Here is a 24,369-nt window from a genome sequence, read left to right as displayed (position 1 = left end):
CGACAGGTTGCCGTGTCGATCGTCTGCTCGCAGGCGGGTTGATCACGCGACGAATGCAGAGCCGCCATGGAGCACGACACTGCTGAGGTATTTTGCGGGAGGCTTCCCCAGCGCCTTCTTGAACATCGTGATGAAGGCCGTGACAGATTCATAACCGAGATCGCCCGAAACCTGCTGCACGCTGGCGCCGGAGGCCAGCTCTCGTATTGCGACGATCAGGTGCAATTGCTGACGCCAGCGCCCGAAGCTTAAGCCAGTCTCCTTCACCACGAGACGGGCGAGACTGCTCTCACTGAGCGCAACGCGATTGGCCCATTCTGCCAATGTGCTGCGGTCGGCAGGATCTTGCGCCAACGCTTCGGCGATCCGCCGCAAGCGCGGCTCGGATGAGATCGGCAGATGCAGTTGCTGGACAGGCATGCGCGGCAGCTCGGTGAGCAGGGTTCTGGTCAGAAGCTCATCCCTCGCCTGATCGTCCTGCACACCATCGGATAGCTCAATGATCAGTTCGCGCAGCAGCGGCGAGATCGAGAGCGTGCAGCATCTGTCCGGCAGATCGGCAGCTCCCGGCTCGATATAGACGAAGAAAATACGGGCATTGGCGGTTGCGACATTGCTGTGCTCCATGCCGCTTGGAATCCACACCCCGCAATGAGGCGGCACCATCCACAGGCCGCTGGGGACGCGACATGTGACGCCACCTCCGAGTGCGAAGACGAGTTGGCCTTTGCGGTGCCAATGGGAGGGTACCTCCGCTCTGGTCTCGGGGACGTCGACGCGCACGGCAATCGCCGGCGCGGAAAGGTCATCCACATCGAAATTGAACCAAGGGTAGCGGAGGGGTTGTCTCATGATTGACTGTTTTTAGCGATCAGATTCTTTGATCTCTAAATTATTCAAAGGCAAAAATCGATAGGTTCCACTGCCGTGCGTCCAACGCGCAACAGTGAGGTGTGAACCATGCTTGCCCTAGTCATCTCTTCCGATAGCGCGACCGGGCTGAAGCTCGCGGAGCTCGACGAACCTCAGCCGGCCTCGAACGAAGCGCTTGTCTCGGTCCGCGCGACCTCGTTGAACCGCGGCGAACTGCGGCTGCTCGCCATCCGTCAGAGCGGCTGGATACCGGGCCAGGACATCGTCGGATTTGTCGAACAGGCAGCAGCCGATGGTTCCGGGCCAGCCATGGGCACAAGGGTTGCGGCTCTGGTCGACCAGGCCGGGTGGGCTGAACGGGTCGCCGTTCCAACCGACCGTCTCGCGGTCCTGCCTGATGACGTCAGCTTCGTTTCCGCAGCCACGCTTCCGGTCGCCGGCACGACGGCGCTGAGGACTTTGCGCCATGGCGGCGACCTGACCGGCCAGCAGGTCCTGATCACCGGCGCAAGCGGTGCGGTCGGTCGTTTCCAGATCCAGATCGCCCGCGAGCAAGGCGCCTCGGTGACCGCGGTCGCCGCCTCCCGGCACGGCGAGGACCTCCGCGGCCTTGGAGCCGAGCAGGTTGTCGAAGCGATCGAACTGGCCGAGGGACCGTTTTCGCTGATCATGGAGTCGGTGGGCGGCGAAAGCCTCGCACACGCGATCGAGCGCGTCGCACCTGGCGGGACCATCGTCATGTTCGGTTCAAGCAGTGGCGAACTCACGCCCATCGGATTCCGCCAGTTCGTTCCGGATCATGAAGGGGCAAGACTTCAGACTTTTGCCTACTACACGTCTGGTCCAGGCATTGGCGAGGACATCGCCTCGCTGCTCGCTCTGGTCGCCGCCGGCCGGCTCGAAACGCGCGTGGCCCTGACCGTGCCGTGGACCGACATCGCCCAAGCCCTGGACGCGCTGCGGCAGCGCAGCTTCAGCGGCAAGGCTGTTCTCACCATGGCCGAATGAGCAGTCCGCGGCCTGAAGCCGGCCGCTCACACGTGCTGGCCGCCATTGATGTGGATTTCAGAACCCGTCACATAGGACGCCTGTTGCGAGCACAGGAAGAAGATGATGTCGGCGACTTCCGCCGTGGTGCCAAGCCTTCTCAACGGGATCGTCTCGACGATCTTGTCCGTGCCCGGCGACAGGATCGCGGTGTCGATCTCGCCGGGCGCAATCGCGTTGACGCGAATGCCATGCGGACCGAAATCATGCGCCATCTCGCGCGTCAGCGAGCCGAGTGCCGCCTTCGATGTCGCATAGGCGGTGCCGGCAAAGGGATGCACACGGGTGCCGGCGATCGAGGTGACGTTGACGATCGAGCCCTTGGCCGCCGCCAGTTCCTTGAACAGCCCGCGCGCCAGCATGATCGGCGCGAAGAAATTGACCTGGAACACGTCGCGCCAGACATGCATCGGCGTGTCGATCGAGTCCATGCGGCTGTTGCCGTCCTTCAGCTTCGGCGAGATGCCGGCATTGTTGACCAGCGCATGCAGCTGGCCGCCATGCGCTTCCAGCCGGCGGCGGATTTCCGACACCGCGATGCCGACATCCTCCTGATCGGCGAGATCGACCTTGATGTGGTCCTCAGGACCTGCCGGCCAGGGACAGTCCTCGGCAAAGGCCTGGCGCGAGCAGGTGATGACGCGCCAGCCCTCGCGCGAAAAACGCTTGACCGTGGCGTGGCCGATGCCGCGGCTGGCGCCGGTCAGCACGATGGTCTTTCTGGTGTCGAGTTCAGCCATTTCAGGGTCTCCGGCCGGCAGATGTAGCCGAACGCCGCCGAGGTGGCGAGAGGCGAGTCGCCGCTAATGCATGTCGCTCAAAAGTGGCCTCGGTTTTGAGGCAACGACATGCATATAAACAAAGAGCTAAAGCGCGCGACGCGCTTTAGCCGCCAAGGAGATCGAGGATCGAGGTTTGCCGCTTCTTGCGCGGGCCGCCGACGTTGCCTGGCGGCACCGGGTGCTTGATCGACGCGGTGGCCCCGTCATCCTCTGGCATGGAAAGACCATCGGCATCGACGGTCTGGGCAGGACGGGCCGCGCGGACCGGTGCTGGCGCTTGGGCGACCGGCGCGGCCGGCCGCGCCTGCGGCGCCTGCTGGCCGACGGACACGGATGGAACCGGCGCCGGCGGCGCGTTGTTTGCCGAGGGTATCTCGTCGGGCACGATGGTGTCGGCCGGCGTCGATTTCCAGGTGCCGGGCAGCGGCCGCACGGGCACGCCCTCGTGGGCTGCGACCATGAATTCGTGCCAGGCCTGCGCCGGCAGCGCGCCGCCGGTGACCTTCTTCATCGGGCTGCCGTCATCATTGCCGAACCACACACCGGTGGTGAGGTTGGCGGTGTAGCCGACGAACCAGGCATCGCGCGAATTCTGGCTGGTGCCGGTTTTGCCGGCCGATGGCCAGGCGAAAGCCGCTTTCCGGGCGGTACCGATCTCGACCGTACCCGTCATCATCGAGTTCATCATGCCGACGATCTCGGGCTTGACGACACGCGGCGCGCTGCCGCCGCCGCTGTCGTAGAGCACCTTGCCTTCCGTGGTCGTCACGCGGCGGATGAAATGGATATCCGGCTTGTAGCCGCCATTGGCGAAGGGGACATAGGCCGATGTCAGTTCCAGCGGCGTCACTTCCGAGGTGCCGAGCGCGATCGACGTGTTGGACTGCAGGTCGGACTGGATGCCCATGCGGTGCGCCGCCTCGACAACCGCGTTCGGCCCTACCTCCATGGTCAGCTGGGCCGCGACCGAATTCAGCGATTTGGCCAATGCGGTGGCCAGCGTCACCTTGCCGAAATACTTGCCGCCATAATTGTCGGGCGTCCAGTTGCCGATCTTGATCGGCGCGTCGTTGCGCACGCTGTCGGGTGTGCGGCCGGCCTCAAGCGCGGCCATATAGACGAACGGCTTGAACGCCGAGCCCGGCTGGCGGCGTGCTTCCGAGGCGCGGTCGAACTGGCTGGTCGAATAGTCGTAGCCGCCGACCATGGCGCGCACTGCGCCGGAATCGTCGATCGACACCAGGGCGCCCTGGGTGACGTTGAGCTTCTTGCCGCTGTCGTCGATCAGCCTGCGGATCGATTGTTCGGCGAGCTTCTGCAGATTCAGGTCGACGGTGCTGTCGATGACGATATCGCCGCGCACGTCGCCGATCAGGTCGGGCAGTTCCTCCATGATGGTGTCGGCAACGTAGTTTTCCGAGCCGGTCCAGTAGGACGGCGCACGCGTTGCCGGCGCGCTCATCGCCGAGGTCAGTTCCTTGGCGCTGATCTTGCCCTCGTCGCGCATGGCGGCAAGCACCAACTGCGAGCGTTCCTCGGCAGCCTTCGGATCGCGTGCCGGCGACAGCCGCGACGGCGCCTTCAACAGGCCGGCAAGCAATGCGGCTTCCGACAAGGTGACGTCGCGCGCGCTCTTGCCGAAATAACGCCGCGAGGCCGCTTCGACGCCATAGGCACCGGAACCGAAATAGACCCGGTTCAGATACATTTCGAGGATCTGGTCCTTGGTGTGCTTGTGCTCCAGCCAAAGTGCCAGCAGCACTTCCTGCACCTTGCGCTCCAGTGTGCGGTCGGGCGTCAGGAACAGGTTCTTGGCCAATTGCTGGGTCAGCGTCGAGCCGCCCTGCGAGAAATGTCCGCCAAGCACATTGGTTACCATGGCGCGCGACAGGCCGATCGGGTCGATGCCGAAATGCGAATAGAAGCGGCGGTCCTCGATGGCGATGACGGCCTCTGGGATATAGGGCGACATTTCATGCAGCCCGACCGCCTCGCCTCCGCTCATGCCGCGATTGGCGAGCAATTGGCCATCGGCCGAGACGATCTTAATGTTGGGCGCGCGGTCGGGGATCGACCAGGTCGTCGCCGCTGGCATCTTGGCGCCGTAGTAGACGACGATGCCGGCCACCGCGATGCCGCCCCAGATGGCGAGCACGAAGCACCAGTAGAACAGCCGGCCGAGGACCCCGAACAGGCCGCGCCGGCTCCTGTCGCGCTTGACCCGCGACGATTTCCCTTTGGCCGGCTTGCGTTTGGCGGAGGCTTTGCGATTGCTCGGCACGACGCGATCCTCCTCGTTCGCCGAAAGCCCCGCTGAGGATCGCGCCTGCGGCGGTCCCTCGAAACTGGGTTCGATGCGACTGTCTCTGCGGTTCGCCATGCGCTGTGCTTGATATCCCCGATGCCTATGGCGTTCGGGTTGAAGAGTAGATGCGGCGATTTAAGGGCGGGTTAAAATTGCCCGGAGCACTGATGTTTTTAAGCGTTTGAAGTTGCAGCTTAATTCGGCTTGCAAAAGTCGATCCGTTACCGCCCGTTACCGCCAGCGTTACCGCTATGTTCTTCGGCAAATCGGAGGCGTGCAATTCGCAGGTCATAGTCGATGGCGGGCGATCCGGATGCTGCGGCCATACTTCCATGCGCCAGATCCAGTCTCCCACGGCTTTCAAATCTGAAATGCCCTGCGCCTGCACTAGCTACCCTGACGCCATCAGATGCAGCGGCCGGTGACAGGAGGAACCACTCTCCGCGAATGCGATATCTGGACAGATGCCGGTGAGCTTCACCTTCGACCGCGATTGCCGTCTCCCGATTCTCAAATCGAAAGACGTGCGCGAGGCGCAGATCGCGAGGGCTTCCAACCATCATTTGCTTCAGGCGCCCCATTGGGTCTTCCGCGTGCCCTATCTTGCAGAACTCAGCGTCTTGCAAAATGTACACATGGTGCGGTCGTCTTGGCTTCGTCATTCCCTGCCCTTTTGCTGTTCACGGCGCCGCATTCTGGCGTCGGCAAAACGGTCAGCGGCCTCCAGCACGGCACGGTCATATTTCTCGGTTGTGCCGATGTTTGAGTGGCCGGCGACCTTCTGCGCATCCGCCAGAGAGGCGTCGGAGGCACGCCCTTCGGTGATGCCGGAGGCCCGCAGATCGCGCGCCCAGAGCTTTGCCGGCAGCCCGGCGGCTTTCCGATCGACGGTCCACCGCTGCCCAAAGATCTTGGCCCGGTACGGAAGCGAGGTCTCCTCAGCGACGATCATCGGCCCCGTTCTGATATCGACCGGCCAGTGCTTCAGCTCCTCCATCACCATCGGCGCCTTCTTCAGCGAATAGGAGATCTCGGCCCCGGAGCTATCCGCAGTTTTCGACGGGACATACCGAAGCACGAGATCGGCATCGATGTCTTCCCAGCGGAGGCCAAACCATTTCAACTCGCGACCGGCATCCAGAACCTCGGAGATGCCTCCCATATCCATCGGCCACCACTGTCCGATGACATCCCACAGACGTAGCGTGGTCTCGAAACACAGAGCATAGACAAGCGCCGATGACGGCCGGCCGGCGACGTGCGCTGCCGCTCGGGCGGCGGTGATCTGTGCCGCCGTGGCGGCTTGTTTCCGGGGCTTCGGTTGCGGCATCGTCTTGCCGGCCTCCATAAGGACGACCTTCAGTTCCGCGCAGCCGGGCAGCCGCAGCATTATGGCGAAGCTCGTCGCCGCGAATAGCACTGCCCGTGCCATTGCGGCGGCGGCGAGATAGCGCCCGTTTTCCGACCAGACGTCATGCCAGTCCATGAGGTCGACGCCACTGATATCGTCGACTCGGACCGTACCGATGTGGCCCTTGAGGCTCCTCAGATAGTGATTGTAGGGCACCAGCGAGCCCGGCCTCAGCTTGTGGTATGGGCTTCGAGGATGTGTCTCATAGATGGAAAGCAGCGATTTGACGGTGCCATCGAATTTCAAGGGATCGGCTCGATACCCGGTTCGCCAAAGCACCATCTCGGCTTGAAGGGAATCGCACTTCGCCCTTAGCATTTCTGGCTGGTCGGCGAGGAACTGAAGGTTCACCGTTTTCGGGACATAGCCTCTCTTGACGTCGTCCTCGTCGGCTACCCAGGTTGGAACCCGCCCCTTGGCGCGCTTCGCCCATTTCAGGCCGGGTGCTTTGATCTGCTCTTCGTCTTCCATTGCCCAGGATCCGCTTTGCCGGGCGGTGCCGTCGCGTTCGACGCATCCGTTCCGAGCCATTTCTCGTAGAACCGGATGACGTGTTTGACCGGCCGTCCGCCGTGAAATTCATCAATAGCCGGGAAACCGGGCTTGTTGGCAAGGGCCGGCAACCGTTCCCGCATCCATTTTTCCGCGTTGTCCCGCCCCACGATGGCCTCCGCGATCTCGATGTCGCTGGCGAACATCGGGAGATCATCGAGCCTCAATGGTGGCGGCGGGATCGCGCGGCGAGACATCTCAGTATCCGTCAAGCCAGAAACGATAGGCCTTCTCGACGTCCCGGAAGGTTTCCGCCTTCAGGGGCTCATGATCGAGATCGGCGCGGCTGGCGACACCACATTGCGCGCGAAGCCATTCCGCGGCGGCGTCGGCAGTCTCGATTCTCGCGTCATACTTCTCCGCCAGGAACTTCCAGAAGCCACGTTCGGCACAGATGATGCCGGCGGTCTGGGCGAGTTTGCCGCCTTTGCGTTCCGGCTTCGCGGGCTCTTCCGGCTGCGGTTCCGCTGGGGTCTCGATCGAGGGAGCCGCCACAACCTCGCGCGCGGCCGGCGCAACAACGTCGATGACGAGCTCCTCGCCCTCGATCCGGATGCGCCAGGCCTCGCAATCGCCGGCGGCTTCGCCGAGGAGGTGCTCAATCGCATCACGGATCGGCCAGGCGTAGCGGTGCACGATTTGCGGGGTCACGATGAGCGCTCCCAGGTTTGAGAATTCTCCGGCAGCCCGAAAAGGCTGTCGCCGAGTTCGCCTATCTTGGCCTCACCGCTCGCTCGGATCGCCTGCACCACGGCGTCGGGGACATCCTGGAACGGCTCGTCGAACCACCACTGCCGGCGGCCGTCGACAATCTGCATGTGCAGTTTCTGGCCGGCGCGGAGGCGGGCGATGACGGCGGCGGCGCTCATTGGTAGCGCCATCGCTTCTTTGGCGGCAGCTTCCTATAGCGACCCGCCTTGATGGCTTCCTGGATGGCGAAGTCATCGACGATGACGACTGTCGCTTCGGTACCGCGAAGCTCCGGACGGGCCATGGCGATGTCGCGGCGGGCCTTCAGCGATCGGAAGTCGGTCTTGCGCTTGCTCATGGGTGGGGCCCCATGACGATGGCGAGATTGGTGATGTTGCTGGCCTCGCGCCGCGACATGTCGGGCGCCGTCGCGCATGCGGCGAGCGCGATCATGGTGATAGCGGCGGCGATGATCTGAGGCTTCATTCAGCAGCCTCTTGATGTATCGGAGGCCAAGCTTCAACAGGAACAACCAATTCGGTGTTGTCGCGGACCCATTCGAGGCCGCGCTGGATGTGGACCCATCCGTTTGGCGCGCAAGGCAGGCCTCTCTTCGCCCAATACGCAGGCATGGGCTGGGACACGCCAATGCGTTTGGCAAAATTTGTTCTCGTTTCAAACTCGGCGGGATTCCGCACACGGGGAGGAAGGTACTTTCTGTTCTCCACCTTCAGCCAATCGAGGCCGTCTTGGACCCGTATCCAGCCGTTGGAAGTAGTCGGCATGCCGGCCGAGATGCTGCGGTAGAGGAGAGTCTTCGAAATCCCTGCGAGTCTGGCAAAATCTGTCTTATTGAGCACTTCGGCTCTATCCGCATCGACAGGAGCGCGTTTGATCGAATTCCAGTTCTCTTTCAGCCAACGAGCGGCATCGTCGATGATCACCATCCCGTCCCGGTCGAGGGGTAAGCCTCTCTTTGCCAACCCCCTGACAGCCGTGCCGGAAATCGAAAACCGCCGTCCGAACTCCGCAAGGCTGATATGACCGATAATCGGCTCCGGAACGGCTTGGTATTTGCGAGCGCTATAATTCGACGCAAGCCAACCCTCACCATCGGCGGTTGCGACATACCTGCCGTCGACAACGGGCAGACCTTTCGCAATCAATCTCCGCAAGCCAGTTCGAGAGATGCCTGCATGCCTCGCAAAGGCGGAAAATGTTTCGCAACCCGGTGGAATAGCGCCGACCTCGATCAATATGCCGTCAAATTGCTCAGCGTATCGCCCGGTCGGATAATCGAATCCGCACTGTGCGCATGTCGCGGCGGGGACGTGAACATGCTTGCAGTTAGGGCATTTTCGTAGCCGCTCAGCTCCGGCGCGGAACGCCTCCACGCGCCTGTTGCGCGCACCTCCTTCAAGCGACCATTGCCAATCAGCGTCAGGCAAGCCGTGCTCGTGGTAGAGCCCGGCATGGTCCATGATCGTTAGAACCTTGCCTGGCACGTATCGCAGCCCGCGACCGATCATCTGAAGATAAAGTTGGAGTGATTTGGTAGGGCGCAGCAGGATGACGGCGTCAACCTCTGGCACGTCGACGCCTTCGGTGAAGACACCATAGCTCGATAGGATTTTGATCTTTCCGGCGACGAGATTCGAGATCGCCTCGTCGCGAACTTCATCGGGCGTGGTGCCGTCGACATGCTGCGCCGCAATGCCTTCTGCTCCGAATTGTTCTACAACCGCCAGACTGGCCGCTACTGACGTGGCAAAGACGAGTGCGCGGCTTGCCGGGATCGCGCGCTTGTAGTGCTCGACAGCATCGCCGATAATCACGGGCGCGCTCATGATCCGTTCAGTGTCGGCCTGAAGGTAGTCGCCAAGCTTGATCCGCGCCGATCTCATATCCGGTTCCGTCGGCGCGAACATGCGGTAAGGTGCTAAGCGCCCCTTATCGATCAGCTGCCGGATCGAGGGGCCAAGTACCATTTCCGGGAACCAAGTCACCAAACCCTTGCCGTCCAAGCGTTCGGGTGTAGCGGTCAGCCCTACGTGCTTGGCCTCCGGGAACCGCGCCAAAAGGCGCGCCCAACTATCGGCTGCGATATGGTGGCATTCGTCCCAAACGACGACCGCAGGCGGGTCGAACTCATCGACGCGGTTGGCAAGCGTCTGGATTGAAGCGATCTTGACCCTGGCCGTGGGATCAAACGCAAAGCCAAGCCTCATCTTCTCAGCATCAGGGGCGATGATGCCGTGACGGATACCGAGTTCTGAGAACGCGCGCGAAGCCTGTCGGATGATCTCGCGTCGATGGCAAATAAACCAAACGACGTGCTTCTGGGCCTCGCGCCGCACAAACTCGGCCGCAGTTACGGTTTTCCCGGAGCCAGTCGGCATCTGGAGCACGACGCGCCTGTGCTCATCCAGCGAGGCGTTGACCTCCTGAAGTGCCTTTCGTTGATAGTCGAATAACTCGACCATCATCGCCATTCCGGAGCGAAAGGTATGTCGTCGTCTAATTCGCTGTTGGAACGGCGACCGGCACCCTGTCCGCCGCCGCCGAAGTCGCTCCCACGATTGCCACCGCTCGATCGGCTTTCCTGACGGCCGCCGCGATCGTCACTGGGATCGTCGCCGCCGTTCTTGGTCTCCAGCATCTGGAGCTCACCGCGAAACTTCTGCAGGACGATTTCGGTGGTGTAGCGATCCGTCCCGGATTGATCCTGCCACTTGCGGGTTTGCAGCTGGCCCTCGACGTAGACCTTCATGCCCTTCTTGAGATATTGCTCGGCGACCTTGGCGATGTTGTCGTTGAATATCACCACGTTATGCCATTCAGTTTTCTCTTTGCGTTCGCCGGAATTCTTGTCCCGCCAGGACTCTGAGGTGGCGATCCGGATGTTGACGACGGGCTCACCGGAGTTGAGCCGGCGGATCTCTGGGTCGGCGCCAAGGTGGCCGATGAGAAGGACTTTGTTTAGTGAACCGGCCATTACGCACCTATCTCCTTGAGAGCTTCTGATTTTGCTTGGTTGAGTTCGGTCATCGCGTCGTGCGACCCGCCCGGGCTGTCGGGGTGACGCTCCTTCGCGAGGGAGCGATATCGGCTTTCGAGGCCTGCCGCTGTGGTCGGCAAGGTGCCGTCGACCTTGAATATCTCGCGCCACGATCGCCGCTTCGGCGCCGGCAACGCGGTGAAGCCCCGGAACGTGGCGCGCACGATGTGCAGCCCGCCGTGACGCATCTCGGTACGGCGAGCCTCGACGATGTGGTGGATCGCCTGCAGGTTGTCCTCGACCTTGGCGTAGCGGTCGACGGCGATGCAGACCTGCATACCATCCCAGACGAACCAGACGGCGACGCCGGGATCGGCTGGACGTTCGACGCCAAGCGTGACGTTCGATGAAATCACAAGGTTGTCGACCTTCTTTCCGCTGTCGCCGGAGAACAGCCCGAGCGAGGAACGCACGTTCTTCAGCGCTGCGGACAGTTCGGTCTTGAACTTCGATGCCACCTTGTTTGGCGTCCTCGGCATCGTGTCGGGCCAGGTCAGCGGGAAGGCTTGGGCATCCATCACATCACCACCGTGATCTTCTCGGCCGCACGGGTCAGGCCGGTGTAAAGCCAGCGGGCGCGGTCGGATTGAAAATTGGCGCTTTCATCGAAGAGGCAGACGGTCTCCCACTGGGAGCCCTGGGCCTTGTGCACGGTCAGCGCGTAGCCGTAGTCGAACTGCTGAGTGCCGTTCAGTTCTTTCCAGGGAATCTCGTTACCGGCGCCCTCGAAGAATTCCTTGCGCACCTTGATCTCGACCGGCTCCGTCGAATCGAAATCGAGCGAGCTGACATGCATCCTGATGCAGTGGTCGTTGAGGTGGCCCTTGCGGCGCTTCAGCAACTCGACGACGCGCCAGAGGCCGCCGTTGAAGATGCCCTTGTTGCGGTCGTTCTTCAGGCAGACCAGCTGATCGCCGGGCTCCGGCATCTTGCTGGCGCGGCCGAGGATCTCGCGCATCCTCGTGTTGTAGGTCGACCTCGTCTTGTTCAAGCCGACGAGGACCTGGCCGGCGTTCATGACGTGGTCCTGGTTGAGCGCGGAGCGTCGGATCACCTCGCTGACGCCATAGCTGCCGTATTCGAGCCGACCGCCCTCTCGGATGGTCGTCGCCATCGCGACGATAGGATTCTCGGCGGCCTGCCGATGGATCTCGGTCAGCATGATGTCGGGATCCGCATTGGTGAAGAAGCCGCCGCCCTTTACTGGCGGAAGCTGCGCCGGATCGCCGAGAACAAGCACAGGAACTCCAAACGACAAGAGATCCTTGCCGATCTCCTCGTCGACCATCGAACACTCGTCGACTACGAAAAGGGCGACATCGGCGAGCTCGTCGACATCCTTGACCACGAATTTCTTGACGCCGGTCTGGTGATTGAAATCGACGTCGTAGATCGAGGCGTGGATCGTCATGGCGTTGCGGCAGCCGTTCTTGCGCATCACCATCGCCGCCTTGCCGGTGTAGGCCATGTACATGACGCCGCCTTTCAGGGCATCGGCGAAGTGGCGGGCCAGCGTCGTCTTGCCGGTGCCGGCGTAGCCGAAGACGCGGAAGACCTGTCGCCGCGCCAAGCCGCTGCCGTACCAGGCGGCGACAGCCTTCAGCGCACCATCTTGCTGTGGCGACCAGATCGGTGCGTCAGCCATGGGTGTCGCCTTCCGGCTTGCGGCGAAGCTGGAAGCCCGTACCGGCCTCTCCTCGGATCGGTGCGCCACCAGCGCGGAGATCCTTGATGTAGCGATGGATGGTCCGTTCGCTGACCTTCAGGTGAGCGGCCAGCTTGGGCGCCGTTGTGACCTCGTGGTCGCCGAGCATGGCGAGAACCTCGCTTGCCTTGGTTGCGCGGTGGTAGGCCATCGTCACCACCTCGGCTCGCCGTCGTCTGTGTCATCCAGTACGGAGACATCCTCGGCGGCATCACCATCGTATCGGTCGGGCGGCGCGATATAACGCGAGGCCGACTGGTAGGGCCGGTTGATGCGCATGACGGTTTCCACGTCCGTCAACGTGATCGAGAAGATCGCCGGGCCGCCGTAACAATGGCTAACCCATCCGGTGACCGACCATGACGTCGGTTTGCCTTCCTCGATCGGGTCGGAGACGAGCGTCGGAACATCGATCCGGCACATCTTGGCGCCGAAACGCTCCTCCTCGCGCATCCGGCCAGCGTGCTTGCGGTGACCGAAGATTTCGACGATCGCCCATTCGAAGCTGTCATCGATCGGTTGGACGGTTTCAGTCTCGGTTTCCATCAGAACGCCTTCCCTATGTCTTTGCGCCACGCATCCGGATCGACGACTTCGACCTGCGGCCGGGCTTGCGGCTGCGGTTGGGGATCGGAGGTCCGCTTCACCCATTCGAGACGCGCGGTGTGGACGACGTCGGCTTTGTCGGGGTCATTCCGCATGTCCGATTTATGCAGGACCCAATCCAAGTAGTCGGTCGGCAGTTCGCCGAACGACAGACCGGCATGCTTGCCGAAGGACATCTTCAGCAGCCGGAGCGGGTTCGCCGAGATCTCGACCATCGTCTCTACGGCCAGCACCCGGAGAAGATCGAGAAGGATGTGCGCTGTCGTCCAACTGTCGGGGCCGGCGCGGTGCACGGGCTCCATCTGCTTGGCGCCGCCGCCAAGCCCGAGCGCGTACCAGATCGCGCCGTTCTTGTGGCTTTCGAGGTTCGGATAGGTTTCCTTCGCGCATTTGAACGTGCAGATGCCCGGCTTCCCGGTCTTCAATAGCGGCGCGTCATAGGACAGGTTGTGACAGCAGATGTAGTCCGGACCGGGAGAGATCAGCGCGCGAGCGTGATCCGGAGGCATACCGCTGGCGGCTTCTTCGTCGGTGATGTGGTGCGCCGCACGCGCGCCGGGCGTGATCGGTATCCCCGGGTTGACGAGGCGGGAATGCGGTCCGCTCTCGATCGCCCAGCCGGTGGGAAAGAATCGGACGTCGGTCCAGCCGATCTCGACGAGCTCCTTCGGATCGGTGAGACCCGTAGTCTCCGTGTCGACGACGCGGATGAGGGTGAGCGGAGCGGTCATCGCGCGCTATACCTGTCCATGTCGTAGTCGGTTTCTTCGGTCGTCTTCTGCGGCGGCGCCTCGCGGGCGACCTCGATCCTCACGCCGCTGTCGACCACGATGACTTTGTGGCCGGCGAAGATGCTCGCAACGGTCTGCTGAATTCGGGCATGCGCCTCGCGGGTGATCGCATGCGGGCATGTGACGATCAGAACATCGCCCGGCTCCAACCTGACGTGGCCGATCTCGCCGATGATCTGAAGCGCTTCGCCGGTCATCACCCGATCGCCTTCTCGACGTAGGTAATGGCGTCGCCGACGGTCAGAAACTTCTCGGCGTCCTCATCGCGGATCTGAATATCGAACTCCTCTTCCCATGCGAGCATCAGTTCGACTGTGTCGAGGCTATCGGCGCCGAGGTCATCCCAGCTTGCCTGATCAATCACCTTGTCGGCTTCGACACAGAGATGATTGGCGATGATCTTCTTCACGCGGTCTGCGATGGTCATTGGTCGGTTCCTCGGGGTTTCAGAATGGGAGCGGGTCGGTGTCATCCACAGTCACCGGCTCGGGCGCCGCTGGGATTTCCATTTCGTCGGCGACGGCAGGTGCCGGAGGTTCGACGGATGCTGGATCGGGCGGATCGACGCGATTGACGCAGGCGACGGGCCAACTGACGCGGCCGCTGCCATATTCGGTTGCGAGCTTCACCCAGCAATAGCCGTCGATGATCGCCAGCACTTCGCCCACTTCGCCGGCATTGTACCCATCGGCGGGGTAGGCCACACGGTCGCCGACTTCGATGATCGGACGGACCATCTTGATGTCAGACACGCTCGCGAAGGCATCGCTGAATGACCCGATGCGAACCTTGATCTTGCCTTCATGCTCGAAGCCGCTGTCGATTGTGCCTTCGATGGTGACGACATCGCCTTTACGAAACTTTCCCATCAAACTGTCTTCTCTGTGGTTGATATGGGCTCCGGCGCCACAACTTGCGCCGCAAACCCGATCACGGCGGTCGCCAGCGCGCGCAGCGAGTGGCTGTCAGTCACCGCATGGGGATCACCCTCAATGACGGCCCGGGCGATATCGGTGGCGCCAGCAAAGTTGAGCGGCCCTACTATGGCCTTGCCGGCGGCATCGACGAGCATGACGTCGCCGACATTGAACCGCTGATCGACGGGATCGCCGACCTTGCTCGGCACCTTCCGGGTGCCGGGTCGCGTCACCGTGACGACCTTGCGGCCGTTCGCGAATTTAGCGACATCCGCGGCGTGGATCTCGACGCTCATGCCCGGATGTCCGTATGGACGTGGACGATGGGCTTCTCAACGGCTGGGGCAGCGCGCGGCACCAACCGCCCGATCTTGGCCGGCGGTGATGCGGCGACATCCTTGCCTCCCTCAATGATGGCGCCGGCAGATTCGAACGCGGTAAGCGCAACGCGGGTCTGCCGCAACCGTTCGGTCAGCTCGGCGATCTCGCGTTCCAACGCGACCTCGTCGGCCCTGAAGCGATCTAGCATGTTGGTGACCGAGTTCGCGCTGCGGTCGAGAAGCGAGCCGGTCAGCGTGTCGGGCTTCAGGTCGGCCTCGGTGAGATCGTCCTGCCGTTTGGTTTTGCGAAGCAACCACATGGATTAATCCTCCTCGACCGAGCCGGACTCCGGCGCCTCGGCGTCTTCCTCGGCGACGAAGCCGTCGAGCCAGGCCTGCCTTTCGGCCTCCCTGCCTTCCGCCTTGAAGTCGACCGGGATCGCCTTCTTCGACATGTTGCGGCGGTAGGCGGCGCGACCCATGCGGGTCGCCTTCGCGATGGGATCGCCGTCGTCCGGCTGGGATTGGGCTTGGGAGGTGCCGGACGACGGCTGGGTTCCGGCGGCGGCCTTGGGGGTGGCCTTGCCGCCGGATTGCTCGGAGCCCGCCGGGGGAGCGGCATCCGATTTCAGGGCCGCTTTGTCGGCGGTGGGTTTCTTGTCGGTGGCATCGCCGGCGAGCTGGTCAAGCTTGCCCCTCAGACCGGCGGGTTGGTCACCGTTCTTCTTCACGGCCGGGAAGACCTCATCGACGTCGGTCTCCTTGCTTTTGACACCCTGGTACATCGCGTAGAGATCGGCGAGTTCATCGAGGCCGATCTCTTCGAGGCCGGCGACGCCGACCGCGGCGAAGACACGCTCCGGGGCGACACCGATGCCGGCGAGCGCCTTCATCGCTTCCTCGCGGCGCTCCAGCAGCGTGGTAACGTCGCCACGGATGACTTTTTCGGCATGCTCGAACGCCTGCCGCCAGACCGCTTTCGGAACACCTTTCAGGATGGCTTCGCGCATGCCGATCGAGGCCGCCGCGTTGCCCGCCGTCATGATCATGTCCTGGGAGTATAGACCGCCATCGCGCTTCGAGATGTTCTTGCGTGTTCTCGCCGTCCGCTTCAGCCCGGTTTCGAGATCATGGAAGATGCCTTCGGATTCGACATACTTCTCGATCTTGTCGACGTGGACGACGCGGGAGGCGCAGTGGCAGTTCCCCCATTGTGACGCGATGATCTCGGCGAGGCGGATTGAGGGTCCACGGATCGTCTTGCCGTCACGCGGCACCGCGTAGACGCATTCCTTGGCGGTCTGCTCGTCGAGCATGACGAGCTCGGTGATGTTGCGCATGACGTTGGCGACGGAGCGCGGGAACGCCCTCGCCGTGATGACGTCCTGGTTGAGCTCCGCCATCGCGAGTTGGACGGCGAGGCTCTGGTTGCCCCCCATGCCTGGTGGCAGCGGGGTGAGTTCGCCGGTGCTGCGGTCGACGGTCTCGACGGCTTTCGATTGGGTGTTCATCGTGTCGGTCTCCTGTTTGCCGCCGGCGGTCAGCCGCGGAATGAGGTCTTGGTGTCTTCGAAGATTTCGACGCCGGGCAACGCCACGGTGTTCTTGTTCTTCGCCACGAACGCCCGGAGGAACTTGTCGAGGTCGTCGAGCGACATGTAAGGCCGCAGCTTTTCGAGCGGGATCTTCGAGGCGTCGGTGATGCGGTGCTTCCATTTGGCCGTTGCCGATACCGTTCCGGCAGAGGTGCGCGTCGGACCGCTGCCTGCCGTGATCGCCTCGTTGACGAGGACGGCGGCGCGGTTCTCCGCGTCGGCAGCTTCCTGCATGAGGACGTCGCCGAGCACGCTATGGCTTGATGCGGCGGCCTCCTCGAGCTTGCGTTTCGCCTCTTCCTGGGCGAGGCGTGCGACCTCGGCGGCCGCGATCCTCGCCTCCTCGCGCTTCTTGTCGTTGTACTTGCCGACGATCGTCTCGAAGGCGCTCTGGATGGTCTCCGGCCGCATCGTGACGGTATCGAAGAACCGGTTTGTTTCGGTGACTTCATCGCGCAACGGCTTCGTCGTCGCCAGCTTGGTTTCGCCGAGCCGCTTCGCAAGCTTCCGCGCCTCGATGCCCAAGGCGATGAGGCCATCACGCTCGTTGTCGTTGGCGATCGTCCCGTCGGTCAGCGCATTCTTGGCGGCAGTGGCGCGCTTCGCGAGATCCTCGACCTCATCAAGCACCGGCTTGAAGCGGTCGCGAAGGATGTCGGCTGTTGTCGCCAGATTGTGGCCGGGGCCAACGATTGGTGGGGCGTCAGAAACTTGCATCGAGATCTCTCCGTGGTTTGACGCGCAGCACGCGCGATTGCGATCCCGACCGGAATGTGGTCCGCGCGGAAACCTCCCAGTTGGCGGTCAGGCCGATCTCGGCGTTGCCGAGGGCGTGAATGATGTGGGGACGCAGTTGGTCGACAACGGCCTTCGCGCCGGCGGCTTCAACTCGGGCGCGGTCAAATTGATGGACCAGCGCGTCAAGCTCGGTGCTCGCGGTGAGATCGCGCTTCTCCGGCATGCTGTCGCGGTAGACGTCCATCACGACTTCACCATCGCGCTGCCAGTCCGGGGAAGGCTCCTCGCCGCTTGCCACCATCGTCCAGAACTCGTCGACCTTGGTAATGAGGCGGTTCCAAAGCCGGAGATGGATCGGGATATCGATGATGTGCAGCTGGAAGGTGCCACGCCAGGTGATCACGACGAGGGCGACGCATGCCCATGCGCAGCCGGTCAGCTGGGCTTCGCAAATTGCTTGAATTGCAATCCAGGTAGGCGGCACGACCTCACCGGTATCGGCGTCGAGCCAGAATTCCTTGAAGGCGTCTTCCGAGGCGGACTTGATCTGGCAGTTGCCGGTCCCGGCGCGATCGGGCCTGTCGACAAAGGCATCGGGGGTGGCGCCGATGCGACGGGCGGGATCGCGGAAATAGGCGCGGTCGTTCTCATAGGTGACCTCCCACTCTGGGAACCGCTTCCGGATCATGACGACAACAACGGGCTCCATCAGGTTGCCGCGTTCCATCGCCTCGGTTTCTTCGTCGTCGGGGGGAAGGCGGCCGGTCTTTTCCGCCCAGAGCGAGTATGGGGTTGTGTAGGGGTGTGCGCCGAGGACGGCGGCCGCGACGGAGGCGGTGACATCCTGCTGCCGGGCGGCAAGCCAGGCTGTCCTGTCGGCGGGTCTGATGATTTGGATGGTCACGGCGCCATCGCCGCCTTGAGAGCTGCGTCGCAGGAATCGGCGATAGACTTTGCCAGATCTGTGGCGCCGTTGCCGTACTGGTAGGAGCGCAGGGCGTTGGAGGCGGCCAGCAGCGCGGTTCTGAGAACTACGATCTTCCTGTCCTGCTCGATCGACAACTCGATCTGGCGATACTGGCTGCTTGCCCACCAGCCTTTGCCGGCGTTGCGGGCGTCCTGCAGGATGTCGAAGAACAGGGCGGCCTTCTTGACCTCGTCCGCCGTCGGCTGATCGGCGCATGCGGAACAGAGGTCGGGCTGGACCCAATGGCAGGCGACGCCGTCGGTGACGCAGGCGCGGTCCTGGGTGCAGCCACATTCGCGGCAGGCTTGCGGGCCGGGCATCATCTTGACCTCCTGGGCCGGTGCTCGTAACGGACCTCGAACCCGGAGCGCACGGGCGCCGGACGCCAATGACCGAGCGTGACGGCCAGAGCGAGGAACGCGGCGGTGACGGCGCCGAGGCCGAGGATGGCGATCATTCTGCGGCCTCCGCAGGCTTCACCGCCTCGCGGTAGCCGAGCTGGACCTCGAAGGTCTTCACCAGTTCGGCGATCTGGGCCTCGCGCTTCAGGCCCATGCGTCGGGCCCAGTTCATGACGTCGAACGAGTCGACGGCGAGCGCCTGCAGCTGCTCGGCGGTGAGACGTGGCGTGCTCATGGCAGCACCATCCAGACCGCAACGATGATCAGCGTCGCCGCGATCAGGGCAATCCACTTCACCGGTGGTGGCAGCAGCAACGGGCCGATCGTGTCGTCATCGAAGTCCGACAGATCAAGGCCCGGGAAATCGTCGTGGTGAAGGAATGAGATCGCGAGCTCGTCATCGAGCGCGTAGTCGAGCGGTGGGGCCGTCATCGTGGTGCGGCCGTTGCGCCGCTCCATTTCCTCGACGAACCTCGCCGACGAGATCACACCGGCGTCAGCCCAGGCGCGAAGCATGTTCTCCGGGGTGTCCTTGATGTCAGTCATCAGAACGATTCCTCCAAACGAGCGATCTGGGCCTTGAGGTCGTCGACGCGCCGCTGCGCGGTTCCCATCTCGGCCTGCCGCCGCTTGAAGTCGTCGATCATGTCGGCGCAGACGAGGTCGCGTTCGGCGCGGGAGAGTTCACTGCGGAGGTCGTCGAGAGTGGGGACGAGGGATGGCGTGTTCATTTCACGGCCACCTTGCCAGCGTGGGTGCGCTCGTAATGGCCGCGCCCCTCCCCGTGGTTTGGATACCAGTTGCCGTAACCACCATGCCCGCGCCGGACAGGGCCGTATGCGGCCTCCCATCTGGCCGTTCGCGTCCCAGGCACCACGGCCTGCCGGCAACGCGGACAGACCTGCTGATCGTCACAAATTGCGACTTCGCAACAGGTGGTGAACAGCGTGCTGTTCGTTGGGCTATCGAGGAAGACGGTTGCCATCGGTCAGCCCCAGGCCTTGGAGATGGCTGCGCGGACGGCCACCAGCGAACGCAGTTCGACCTGAACCTCGGGAGCCCAGCCATCGATGCTCGAACCGGGCACATAGCCGCGAGCCTTCAAGGTGCCGGCGAGCGCGTCGGACGCTACATGCAGGGCCGCCAGCATCTCCGGCGCGGCGTCGATCAGCCGGAAGTTGGCCTTCGCTTCGGCGACGTCAGGGACGCGGAAGCTATCGGGGTCACTGGCGAAACCGGTAGGCTTTGAAGCGACGATGGTGTTGCCGGCGCCGAAGGTGCGCACGCCAAGCTCGCCGAGGCTGTTGAACGAATTCCATGGGGCCGGTGTGTGCTTGGGCGCTGGCATCAGGATGTCTCCCTTTGCCGAAACCTATGCGGTAAAATAACCGACCGTCAAGCCTATTTCGGTAATTTGACCGGATTTCTTTTAATCCGTCATCGCTCGGAACGCAGCCTCGCGCGGAATTGATAACCTTGAATCGTAGAGCGCCGACACAGTGATTGCACCAGCAATCACACTGAATCGCTGCGGGACACGGAAACGGTGAATCGTAGAGTTCTACGTCTAAGGTTTAGATATAATCTCCAACCGAGCGCGTGAGAGCGCGGGCGGGTAGACCGCCCGCTCGGCGCTTGTCAATACGGCTGTTTTCAATCTCGGAAGGTCGAAAAGGTAGAGCTGGAATTACTTCCGCGGTTGGCGCTTGCGTGGGGTTTTCGCGAGGTCTCGCACGACCGAGGTGATCGCCTCCGTGAGATCGGATCGTTCTGCCTCGCTCATCTGGCCCAAGATCGGCCGAATCGTTTCGGCCAGCTTCGCCAGCACGTCGGCCTCGAACGATCGCTGCAGTCTCTCGTTGATCTCCCTGTTCAGGCTCCGCGAGCCGCGCACGCCCTCGAGCTTCTCTTTCAAGCCAGGGAAGAAGCGGATGTGGAAGCTGGGCGGCTCGGGATCGGACATGCCCACTTTATGGCCGATGGCACCTTGCGCCGAAATGGTTCCAGAATTGACCCAGAAAAGGGCAAAACTGGTACTACTTGTCCCCGCTATTCACAGGCGGATTATTACAGTTGGATATTTCCTGTTAAGAGCAGCCAAATGGTTCTATTCGTACATTCGTCCTAAAACGGGACACTACACAAAGCATTGTGGGGTGCTGGCAACAAACAAGAACAAGAAAGGGGCTAGGGAGAGAAAGTGGCAACGGCAGAGAAGGCTTTCGAGCCGAGCAGACGTGCAGTGCTTTCAGGAATGTTTGTTGCGGCTGCAGTCGTGCCGATTTCAGCAGAGCCAGCTCCTATCGATCCGCACGCGGCGGTAAAGCGAGATGCCGCAGCTCTTGCTGCTTCAATGCATGCTCTTCACGGTGGAGAGTGGGCTGTCCAGATCAGCCACGAACTGCACTACGCAGCGGTTTCTCGCCGCTGCTGATTACTCATCTGGAAGTTTGCGAAATCCACTATGCGCTCCTGGATCTCGGTCGGGAACGCAGATGCCTCGATCAGCACCATCCTGAGCTTTTCGTTCGGCATCTGCTCGGGGCCAGAACCGTCGATAAGCCAACCCGCTGTGGTCTGCAGCACCGGCGCCAGCTTTGCCAGTGTGGTGCTGGACACCCCGGCATCCTCCTTGCCACTCCCGATTCTGCGGCGGGTATTGCGGATACCGTCGACGCCGAGCCCAGCCATCTTCGCAGCCTGGGACTCGTTCAAGCCGAGTTCCTGCAACCTCCGATCTATCCTTGCGAGTATGTCTTTTAGCATGCCGGTATTTTGACCGAGCAGCCTCGCTTTTGCATTCGGTAAGATAACCATTGACAATGCCGGTTTTTTAACCGATCCATATTGCATGTTCGAAATTAAGCACCTGCTCTCCATCGTCGATGCCTACCGCGCCGCAACTGGCGTCGAGGATAAAACTGTGAGCAGCCGGGTCTTCAACGATGGCAAGAAGATCGACGCGCTCCGCGCCGGAGGCGATCTCACCACCGAACGCTACAACGCCGCGGTCTGGTGGTTCTCGACGAACTGGCCTGTCGGCGCGGAATGGCCTGAAGGTATCTCGCGCCCCGTGGTGGAGGTCACCACCGAATGACCGGACACATCTACGCCATCGAATGCGCAGGTCACGTCAAGCTCGGCTATTCCGAAAATCCGGAACGACGCCTGAACAAGATCGCGGCCGACACGCCCTTCCCGTGCGACCTGCTTGGCTACTGGCCGGGCACCAAGGCGGATGAACTGGACATTCACCAGAAGTTCCAATCGACCAGAGCGCGCGGAGAATGGTTCGTCGCAACCGAAGAACTCCTGTCGTTCGTCTCGCAGCATGTAGTGCCTGCCCATCGAGGTAGGCGGTTCGCAGTCCTGGATACCGATTCGCCCTTAGCCGCATGGCGCAAGCGCGCAGGTATGAAACAGCAGGAGCTTGCCGGGCTGCTATGCGTCAACACCTCATTCATCTCCATGTTGGAAGCCGGCGAGACTGGAGCGTCGCTCGATACAGCGACGAAGATCAGCAAGCTTTCCGAAGGCGCCGTGCCGTTTGACAGCCTGGTTAAGCGGCAGGTCACCCGGTGATGTCAGCGCAGCCCAAAGACCTCCGCCAGTCGCGCCAGCAGGCCGGGCCGCAGAGCTTTGAGCAGCTGCTCGGTCTCGATCTCCGTCTCGAGATGGGCGACCCGCTTCTGCAGCTCTTTGATGACCGTCTCCAGGTCCATTTTCCTACCCCGATAAGCTTGCGGCTCCGCGCTTTCGCCGGAGCCGCCCTTGATTTGATTTCGCGTGTCGCCCTGTCGCGCGATTGCCGGCGCACCCCAACCCACGCCGGCTTGGTGGCCCTGTCTGTCCTGTTTGGCATGGGCCACCGCTTTTTTGTCTCCGCCCGGGCATTGCTCGCATCTCCGTGTTCCGTCGCTGGAAATGGAGATAGCAGCCATGCGAAACGCGGACTTGGAAACTTCGAGCGCGAGCTTGGAAAATCTTACCAAGGCCCACAGCGGGCCGACGGTGGGCGGTGGCGGAATGTCTAGAGTAGCCATCGCCTTTTCTCCCGACGACCGGGCACCACGCGATGTCATCCGCGCCGTCGGCGAGCTGCTGCTCCCGAAGACCCCGGCTCGGCTGCAGTACGGCAAGATCTACTCGGAGCTGTGCAAGCGCGTCCCGACGACATTTGCCCGCAAGGTGACACCTCGTCGTGTCCGGGCGATCTACAACGATGACGCTCGCCGCGTCGAATGGTACGAGATGAAGGCGCTGCTCGAGATCGAGGCGCTGGAGGAGGCACGACGTGCAAGGCTCGAACTCGCCGCCACGGCTAACCGTCTGGCAGCGCTTATTGCCGCTGAGGACGCGGCTCTGGATGGCGAAGAACGTCGCGAATTGGGGCGACTCGCTGGCGCACTGGATCGCGCCGGAATCAAAGCCGATGGCGGAGTCGCCCGGTGACGATCCTTCCAGACTGGACGACGATCCCACGGGTTGAACTCGACCGCCTGCTCGTCGGCTATTGCGAGGAAGGTCTCACCGCCTCGGCGATCGCCAAGAAATTCCTGAATGCCAGCCGGTCGGCGGTAATAGGCCGCGTCCATCGTAAAAAGCTCTCTCTCGGCAACGGCCAGCCACGCAAGGGTATGACCGGTCGGCGCAAGGCCGACGCGGACCCCGCACCAAAGGTAGCAAAGGCCAAGCCGGTCCGCGCCTCCAAGCTCGTCCAGCAGACCAGTTCATGGCGCGGCGCCAACAATCCGCCGGCATCGGATTTCAAGGCTCGCGCGGAACAGCGCGCGAAGTCGCCCGGTCTCCCCGCCCACCTCCTCACCGGTGAGCCGCGTCGCTCAGCTATCGATCTGTCGATCGTGCCGGTATCGCGCAAGCTCGCGCTCACCGAGCTGACGGAACAAACCTGCAAATGGCCGAACGGCGACCCCCAGGCCGAGGACTTCGGGTTCTGTGGGAACGATGCCGCCGAGACCGGACCCTACTGCCGGTATCACGCCCGCCTCGCCTCCGCACCACCCATCCATCGTTTGAGCGTCCCCAGGGACGCCTGACCCCAGCCAGAAGGAAACCGGCATGACGAAAGTGCATGAGCGCCCGAACCGCGCATCCCCATCCGAGGCGGGTTCCTTCGTCGAGGAGTTCGACCGCCTCGAACAGGAGCGCGAGGAGAAGCTCCGCGTTCTCGACGCCGAGTTCAAGGTGAAGAAGCGGGCGATCCAGAAGGCGACCGACGCCGACCAGAAAGAGATCCTCGGCGACGCCAAAAAGCATGGCGTCAACAAGGGCGTCATCCGGGCGATCGTCGATGCCCAGAAGCTGAAGCGCAAAGCCGAAGCCATGATCGAGCGCGCCGACGGCAAGGTCGACGGTCTGGAATCGGATGATCGCGACTTTGCTACGGACATTCGCACGGCGCTGGGAAGCAACTTTGCCAGTTTTGGGCTGGGTGCGGCGGCCGTCAGCCGCGAAGAGAGCGACGATGACCAGGACGAGACGACAACCGCTGTTGTCGACGCCGTTAAGGGCTCCGTCAGCCAAGAAGAATGGGACGCTGCAGCCAAGGCGCAGCACTGAATTTCCAATCGTAAAGACCTGTGGCCGCCATT

At 62.5% G+C, this 24,369-nt stretch carries 40 protein-coding genes; 6 read left to right on the top strand and 34 right to left on the bottom strand.

Annotation, left to right across the window (positions count from 1 at the left end):
• Window positions 1-42 precede the first annotated feature (42 nt).
• The gene (locus C8D77_RS01420; protein WP_109658819.1) at window positions 43-852 is read right to left on the bottom strand and encodes an AraC family transcriptional regulator; all 810 of its coding nucleotides are present in this window, start codon (window positions 850-852) and stop codon (window positions 43-45) included.
• Between the two features lie 108 nt (window positions 853-960).
• Between C8D77_RS01420 and C8D77_RS01415 the strand changes: the two genes are divergently transcribed.
• Entirely contained in the window at window positions 961-1,881 is a 921-nt protein-coding gene (locus C8D77_RS01415) for a zinc-binding dehydrogenase (RefSeq protein WP_109658818.1), read from the top strand.
• 26 nt (window positions 1,882-1,907) lie between these two features.
• Here C8D77_RS01415 and C8D77_RS01410 read toward each other — a convergent pair whose 3' ends face one another.
• The 32 genes from C8D77_RS01410 to C8D77_RS01265 form a co-directional block, all read right to left on the bottom strand.
• Complete coding sequence (locus tag C8D77_RS01410; RefSeq protein ID WP_109658817.1) at window positions 1,908-2,660, bottom strand: SDR family NAD(P)-dependent oxidoreductase; 753 nt, start codon at window positions 2,658-2,660, stop codon at window positions 1,908-1,910.
• Window positions 2,661-2,805: 145 nt separating this feature from the next.
• Window positions 2,806-5,082, bottom strand: a complete 2,277-nt coding sequence (locus tag C8D77_RS01400) for a transglycosylase domain-containing protein (protein ID WP_109658816.1) — start codon at window positions 5,080-5,082, stop codon at window positions 2,806-2,808.
• Between the two features lie 146 nt (window positions 5,083-5,228).
• Window positions 5,229-5,669: a GIY-YIG nuclease family protein gene (locus C8D77_RS39035; RefSeq protein ID WP_109658815.1), complete on the bottom strand. Its 441-nt coding sequence runs from the start codon at window positions 5,667-5,669 to the stop codon at window positions 5,229-5,231.
• Complete coding sequence (locus C8D77_RS01390; protein ID WP_109658814.1) at window positions 5,666-6,889, bottom strand: site-specific integrase; 1,224 nt, start codon at window positions 6,887-6,889, stop codon at window positions 5,666-5,668. Before C8D77_RS01390 ends, C8D77_RS39035 begins: the two co-directional genes overlap by 4 nt.
• Window positions 6,853-7,167: a hypothetical protein gene (locus tag C8D77_RS01385; RefSeq protein ID WP_146211756.1), complete on the bottom strand. Its 315-nt coding sequence runs from the start codon at window positions 7,165-7,167 to the stop codon at window positions 6,853-6,855. Before C8D77_RS01385 ends, C8D77_RS01390 begins: the two co-directional genes overlap by 37 nt.
• 1 nt (window position 7,168) lies before the next feature.
• The gene (locus tag C8D77_RS01380) at window positions 7,169-7,621 is read right to left on the bottom strand and encodes a hypothetical protein (protein ID WP_109658812.1); all 453 of its coding nucleotides are present in this window, start codon (window positions 7,619-7,621) and stop codon (window positions 7,169-7,171) included.
• On the bottom strand, window positions 7,618-7,839 hold the full coding sequence (locus tag C8D77_RS01375; protein ID WP_109658811.1) for a hypothetical protein: 222 nt from the start codon (window positions 7,837-7,839) through the stop codon (window positions 7,618-7,620). Before C8D77_RS01375 ends, C8D77_RS01380 begins: the two co-directional genes overlap by 4 nt.
• Window positions 7,836-8,018, bottom strand: coding sequence for a hypothetical protein (locus C8D77_RS01370; RefSeq protein WP_109658810.1), 183 nt, complete (start codon window positions 8,016-8,018; stop codon window positions 7,836-7,838). The genes C8D77_RS01375 and C8D77_RS01370 overlap by 4 nt, the downstream gene beginning before the upstream one ends.
• Window positions 8,015-8,146, bottom strand: a complete 132-nt coding sequence (locus C8D77_RS38785) for a hypothetical protein (RefSeq protein ID WP_281277002.1) — start codon at window positions 8,144-8,146, stop codon at window positions 8,015-8,017. Before C8D77_RS38785 ends, C8D77_RS01370 begins: the two co-directional genes overlap by 4 nt.
• Complete coding sequence (locus C8D77_RS01365; protein ID WP_170136647.1) at window positions 8,143-10,146, bottom strand: DEAD/DEAH box helicase; 2,004 nt, start codon at window positions 10,144-10,146, stop codon at window positions 8,143-8,145. Before C8D77_RS01365 ends, C8D77_RS38785 begins: the two co-directional genes overlap by 4 nt.
• Window positions 10,143-10,655, bottom strand: a complete 513-nt coding sequence (gene ssb, locus C8D77_RS01360; RefSeq protein ID WP_109658808.1) for a single-stranded DNA-binding protein — start codon at window positions 10,653-10,655, stop codon at window positions 10,143-10,145. Before ssb ends, C8D77_RS01365 begins: the two co-directional genes overlap by 4 nt.
• Window positions 10,655-11,236 carry a J domain-containing protein gene (locus C8D77_RS01355; protein WP_109658807.1) on the bottom strand — a complete coding sequence of 194 codons (582 nt, stop codon included), beginning with the start codon at window positions 11,234-11,236 and terminating at the stop codon, window positions 10,655-10,657. Before C8D77_RS01355 ends, ssb begins: the two co-directional genes overlap by 1 nt.
• Window positions 11,236-12,363 carry an ATP-dependent DNA helicase gene (locus tag C8D77_RS01350; protein ID WP_109658806.1) on the bottom strand — a complete coding sequence of 376 codons (1,128 nt, stop codon included), beginning with the start codon at window positions 12,361-12,363 and terminating at the stop codon, window positions 11,236-11,238. Before C8D77_RS01350 ends, C8D77_RS01355 begins: the two co-directional genes overlap by 1 nt.
• Entirely contained in the window at window positions 12,356-12,574 is a 219-nt protein-coding gene (locus C8D77_RS01345; RefSeq protein ID WP_215732035.1) for an HTH domain-containing protein, read from the bottom strand. Before C8D77_RS01345 ends, C8D77_RS01350 begins: the two co-directional genes overlap by 8 nt.
• Before the next feature lie 2 nt (window positions 12,575-12,576).
• Complete coding sequence (locus tag C8D77_RS01340) at window positions 12,577-12,969, bottom strand: hypothetical protein (protein WP_109658805.1); 393 nt, start codon at window positions 12,967-12,969, stop codon at window positions 12,577-12,579.
• A complete protein-coding gene (locus tag C8D77_RS01335) occupies window positions 12,969-13,760 on the bottom strand; it encodes a 3'-5' exonuclease (protein ID WP_109658804.1) in 792 nt (263 codons plus the stop codon). Before C8D77_RS01335 ends, C8D77_RS01340 begins: the two co-directional genes overlap by 1 nt.
• Window positions 13,757-14,017, bottom strand: coding sequence for a hypothetical protein (locus tag C8D77_RS01330; RefSeq protein WP_109658803.1), 261 nt, complete (start codon window positions 14,015-14,017; stop codon window positions 13,757-13,759). The genes C8D77_RS01335 and C8D77_RS01330 overlap by 4 nt, the downstream gene beginning before the upstream one ends.
• Complete coding sequence (locus tag C8D77_RS01325; RefSeq protein ID WP_109658802.1) at window positions 14,017-14,247, bottom strand: acyl carrier protein; 231 nt, start codon at window positions 14,245-14,247, stop codon at window positions 14,017-14,019. The genes C8D77_RS01330 and C8D77_RS01325 overlap by 1 nt, the downstream gene beginning before the upstream one ends.
• A 19-nt stretch (window positions 14,248-14,266) precedes the next feature.
• Window positions 14,267-14,689, bottom strand: coding sequence for a hypothetical protein (locus C8D77_RS01320; protein ID WP_109658801.1), 423 nt, complete (start codon window positions 14,687-14,689; stop codon window positions 14,267-14,269).
• Window positions 14,689-15,033, bottom strand: coding sequence for a hypothetical protein (locus C8D77_RS01315; protein ID WP_109658800.1), 345 nt, complete (start codon window positions 15,031-15,033; stop codon window positions 14,689-14,691). Before C8D77_RS01315 ends, C8D77_RS01320 begins: the two co-directional genes overlap by 1 nt.
• Window positions 15,030-15,377, bottom strand: coding sequence for a hypothetical protein (locus C8D77_RS01310; protein ID WP_109658799.1), 348 nt, complete (start codon window positions 15,375-15,377; stop codon window positions 15,030-15,032). Before C8D77_RS01310 ends, C8D77_RS01315 begins: the two co-directional genes overlap by 4 nt.
• A gap of 3 nt (window positions 15,378-15,380) precedes the next feature.
• The gene (locus tag C8D77_RS01305) at window positions 15,381-16,568 is read right to left on the bottom strand and encodes a prolipoprotein diacylglyceryl transferase (RefSeq protein WP_109658798.1); all 1,188 of its coding nucleotides are present in this window, start codon (window positions 16,566-16,568) and stop codon (window positions 15,381-15,383) included.
• Window positions 16,569-16,597: 29 nt separating this feature from the next.
• Complete coding sequence (locus C8D77_RS01300; protein WP_109658797.1) at window positions 16,598-17,368, bottom strand: hypothetical protein; 771 nt, start codon at window positions 17,366-17,368, stop codon at window positions 16,598-16,600.
• Window positions 17,355-18,293 (bottom strand): YqaJ viral recombinase family nuclease, encoded by a 939-nt coding sequence (locus C8D77_RS01295; protein ID WP_170136646.1) that lies wholly within the window; start codon window positions 18,291-18,293, stop codon window positions 17,355-17,357. Before C8D77_RS01295 ends, C8D77_RS01300 begins: the two co-directional genes overlap by 14 nt.
• Window positions 18,290-18,679, bottom strand: coding sequence for a hypothetical protein (locus tag C8D77_RS37445; RefSeq protein ID WP_170136645.1), 390 nt, complete (start codon window positions 18,677-18,679; stop codon window positions 18,290-18,292). Before C8D77_RS37445 ends, C8D77_RS01295 begins: the two co-directional genes overlap by 4 nt.
• Complete coding sequence (locus tag C8D77_RS37440) at window positions 18,676-18,813, bottom strand: hypothetical protein (protein WP_170136644.1); 138 nt, start codon at window positions 18,811-18,813, stop codon at window positions 18,676-18,678. The genes C8D77_RS37445 and C8D77_RS37440 overlap by 4 nt, the downstream gene beginning before the upstream one ends.
• Window positions 18,810-18,992 carry a hypothetical protein gene (locus C8D77_RS01290; protein ID WP_109658795.1) on the bottom strand — a complete coding sequence of 61 codons (183 nt, stop codon included), beginning with the start codon at window positions 18,990-18,992 and terminating at the stop codon, window positions 18,810-18,812. Before C8D77_RS01290 ends, C8D77_RS37440 begins: the two co-directional genes overlap by 4 nt.
• The gene (locus tag C8D77_RS01285; RefSeq protein ID WP_109658794.1) at window positions 18,989-19,303 is read right to left on the bottom strand and encodes a hypothetical protein; all 315 of its coding nucleotides are present in this window, start codon (window positions 19,301-19,303) and stop codon (window positions 18,989-18,991) included. The genes C8D77_RS01290 and C8D77_RS01285 overlap by 4 nt, the downstream gene beginning before the upstream one ends.
• The gene (locus C8D77_RS01280; RefSeq protein ID WP_109658793.1) at window positions 19,303-19,488 is read right to left on the bottom strand and encodes a hypothetical protein; all 186 of its coding nucleotides are present in this window, start codon (window positions 19,486-19,488) and stop codon (window positions 19,303-19,305) included. Before C8D77_RS01280 ends, C8D77_RS01285 begins: the two co-directional genes overlap by 1 nt.
• 257 nt (window positions 19,489-19,745) lie before the next feature.
• The gene (locus C8D77_RS01275) at window positions 19,746-20,105 is read right to left on the bottom strand and encodes a hypothetical protein (protein ID WP_109658792.1); all 360 of its coding nucleotides are present in this window, start codon (window positions 20,103-20,105) and stop codon (window positions 19,746-19,748) included.
• A 339-nt stretch (window positions 20,106-20,444) separates the two neighbouring features.
• Window positions 20,445-20,720, bottom strand: coding sequence for a hypothetical protein (locus tag C8D77_RS01270; RefSeq protein WP_109658791.1), 276 nt, complete (start codon window positions 20,718-20,720; stop codon window positions 20,445-20,447).
• 443 nt (window positions 20,721-21,163) lie between these two features.
• Window positions 21,164-21,472: a hypothetical protein gene (locus tag C8D77_RS01265; RefSeq protein ID WP_146211755.1), complete on the bottom strand. Its 309-nt coding sequence runs from the start codon at window positions 21,470-21,472 to the stop codon at window positions 21,164-21,166.
• Between the two features lie 136 nt (window positions 21,473-21,608).
• Here C8D77_RS01265 and C8D77_RS01260 point away from each other — a divergent pair, with 136 nt between their 5' ends.
• Window positions 21,609-21,854, top strand: a complete 246-nt coding sequence (locus C8D77_RS01260) for a hypothetical protein (RefSeq protein ID WP_109658789.1) — start codon at window positions 21,609-21,611, stop codon at window positions 21,852-21,854.
• On the top strand, window positions 21,851-22,339 hold the full coding sequence (locus C8D77_RS01255; RefSeq protein ID WP_109658788.1) for a GIY-YIG nuclease family protein: 489 nt from the start codon (window positions 21,851-21,853) through the stop codon (window positions 22,337-22,339). The genes C8D77_RS01260 and C8D77_RS01255 overlap by 4 nt, the downstream gene beginning before the upstream one ends.
• Window positions 22,340-22,341: 2 nt before the next feature.
• Here the strand turns inward: C8D77_RS01255 and C8D77_RS37245 are convergent, their stop codons facing one another.
• Window positions 22,342-22,800, bottom strand: coding sequence for a hypothetical protein (locus C8D77_RS37245; RefSeq protein ID WP_146211754.1), 459 nt, complete (start codon window positions 22,798-22,800; stop codon window positions 22,342-22,344).
• Here C8D77_RS37245 and C8D77_RS01245 point away from each other — a divergent pair.
• Genes C8D77_RS01245 through C8D77_RS01235 form a run of 3 tightly spaced genes read left to right on the top strand, consistent with a single transcriptional unit; the run spans window position 22,784 to window position 24,337 of the window.
• Window positions 22,784-23,209, top strand: a complete 426-nt coding sequence (locus tag C8D77_RS01245) for a hypothetical protein (RefSeq protein WP_146211753.1) — start codon at window positions 22,784-22,786, stop codon at window positions 23,207-23,209. The two genes, C8D77_RS37245 and C8D77_RS01245, sit on opposite strands and share 17 nt — an antisense overlap.
• Window positions 23,206-23,814, top strand: coding sequence for a GcrA family cell cycle regulator (locus C8D77_RS01240; protein ID WP_170136643.1), 609 nt, complete (start codon window positions 23,206-23,208; stop codon window positions 23,812-23,814). Before C8D77_RS01245 ends, C8D77_RS01240 begins: the two co-directional genes overlap by 4 nt.
• A gap of 22 nt (window positions 23,815-23,836) precedes the next feature.
• Window positions 23,837-24,337, top strand: a complete 501-nt coding sequence (locus C8D77_RS01235; RefSeq protein ID WP_146211752.1) for a hypothetical protein — start codon at window positions 23,837-23,839, stop codon at window positions 24,335-24,337.
• The last annotated feature ends 32 nt before the right edge of the window (window positions 24,338-24,369 follow it).

It is taken from the genome of Mesorhizobium loti (assembly GCF_003148495.1).
GTDB lineage: Bacteria > Pseudomonadota > Alphaproteobacteria > Rhizobiales > Rhizobiaceae > Mesorhizobium > Mesorhizobium loti.
The sequence above is the reverse complement of the archived record's forward strand: the minus strand, read 5'-3'. Positions and strand labels throughout refer to the sequence as shown.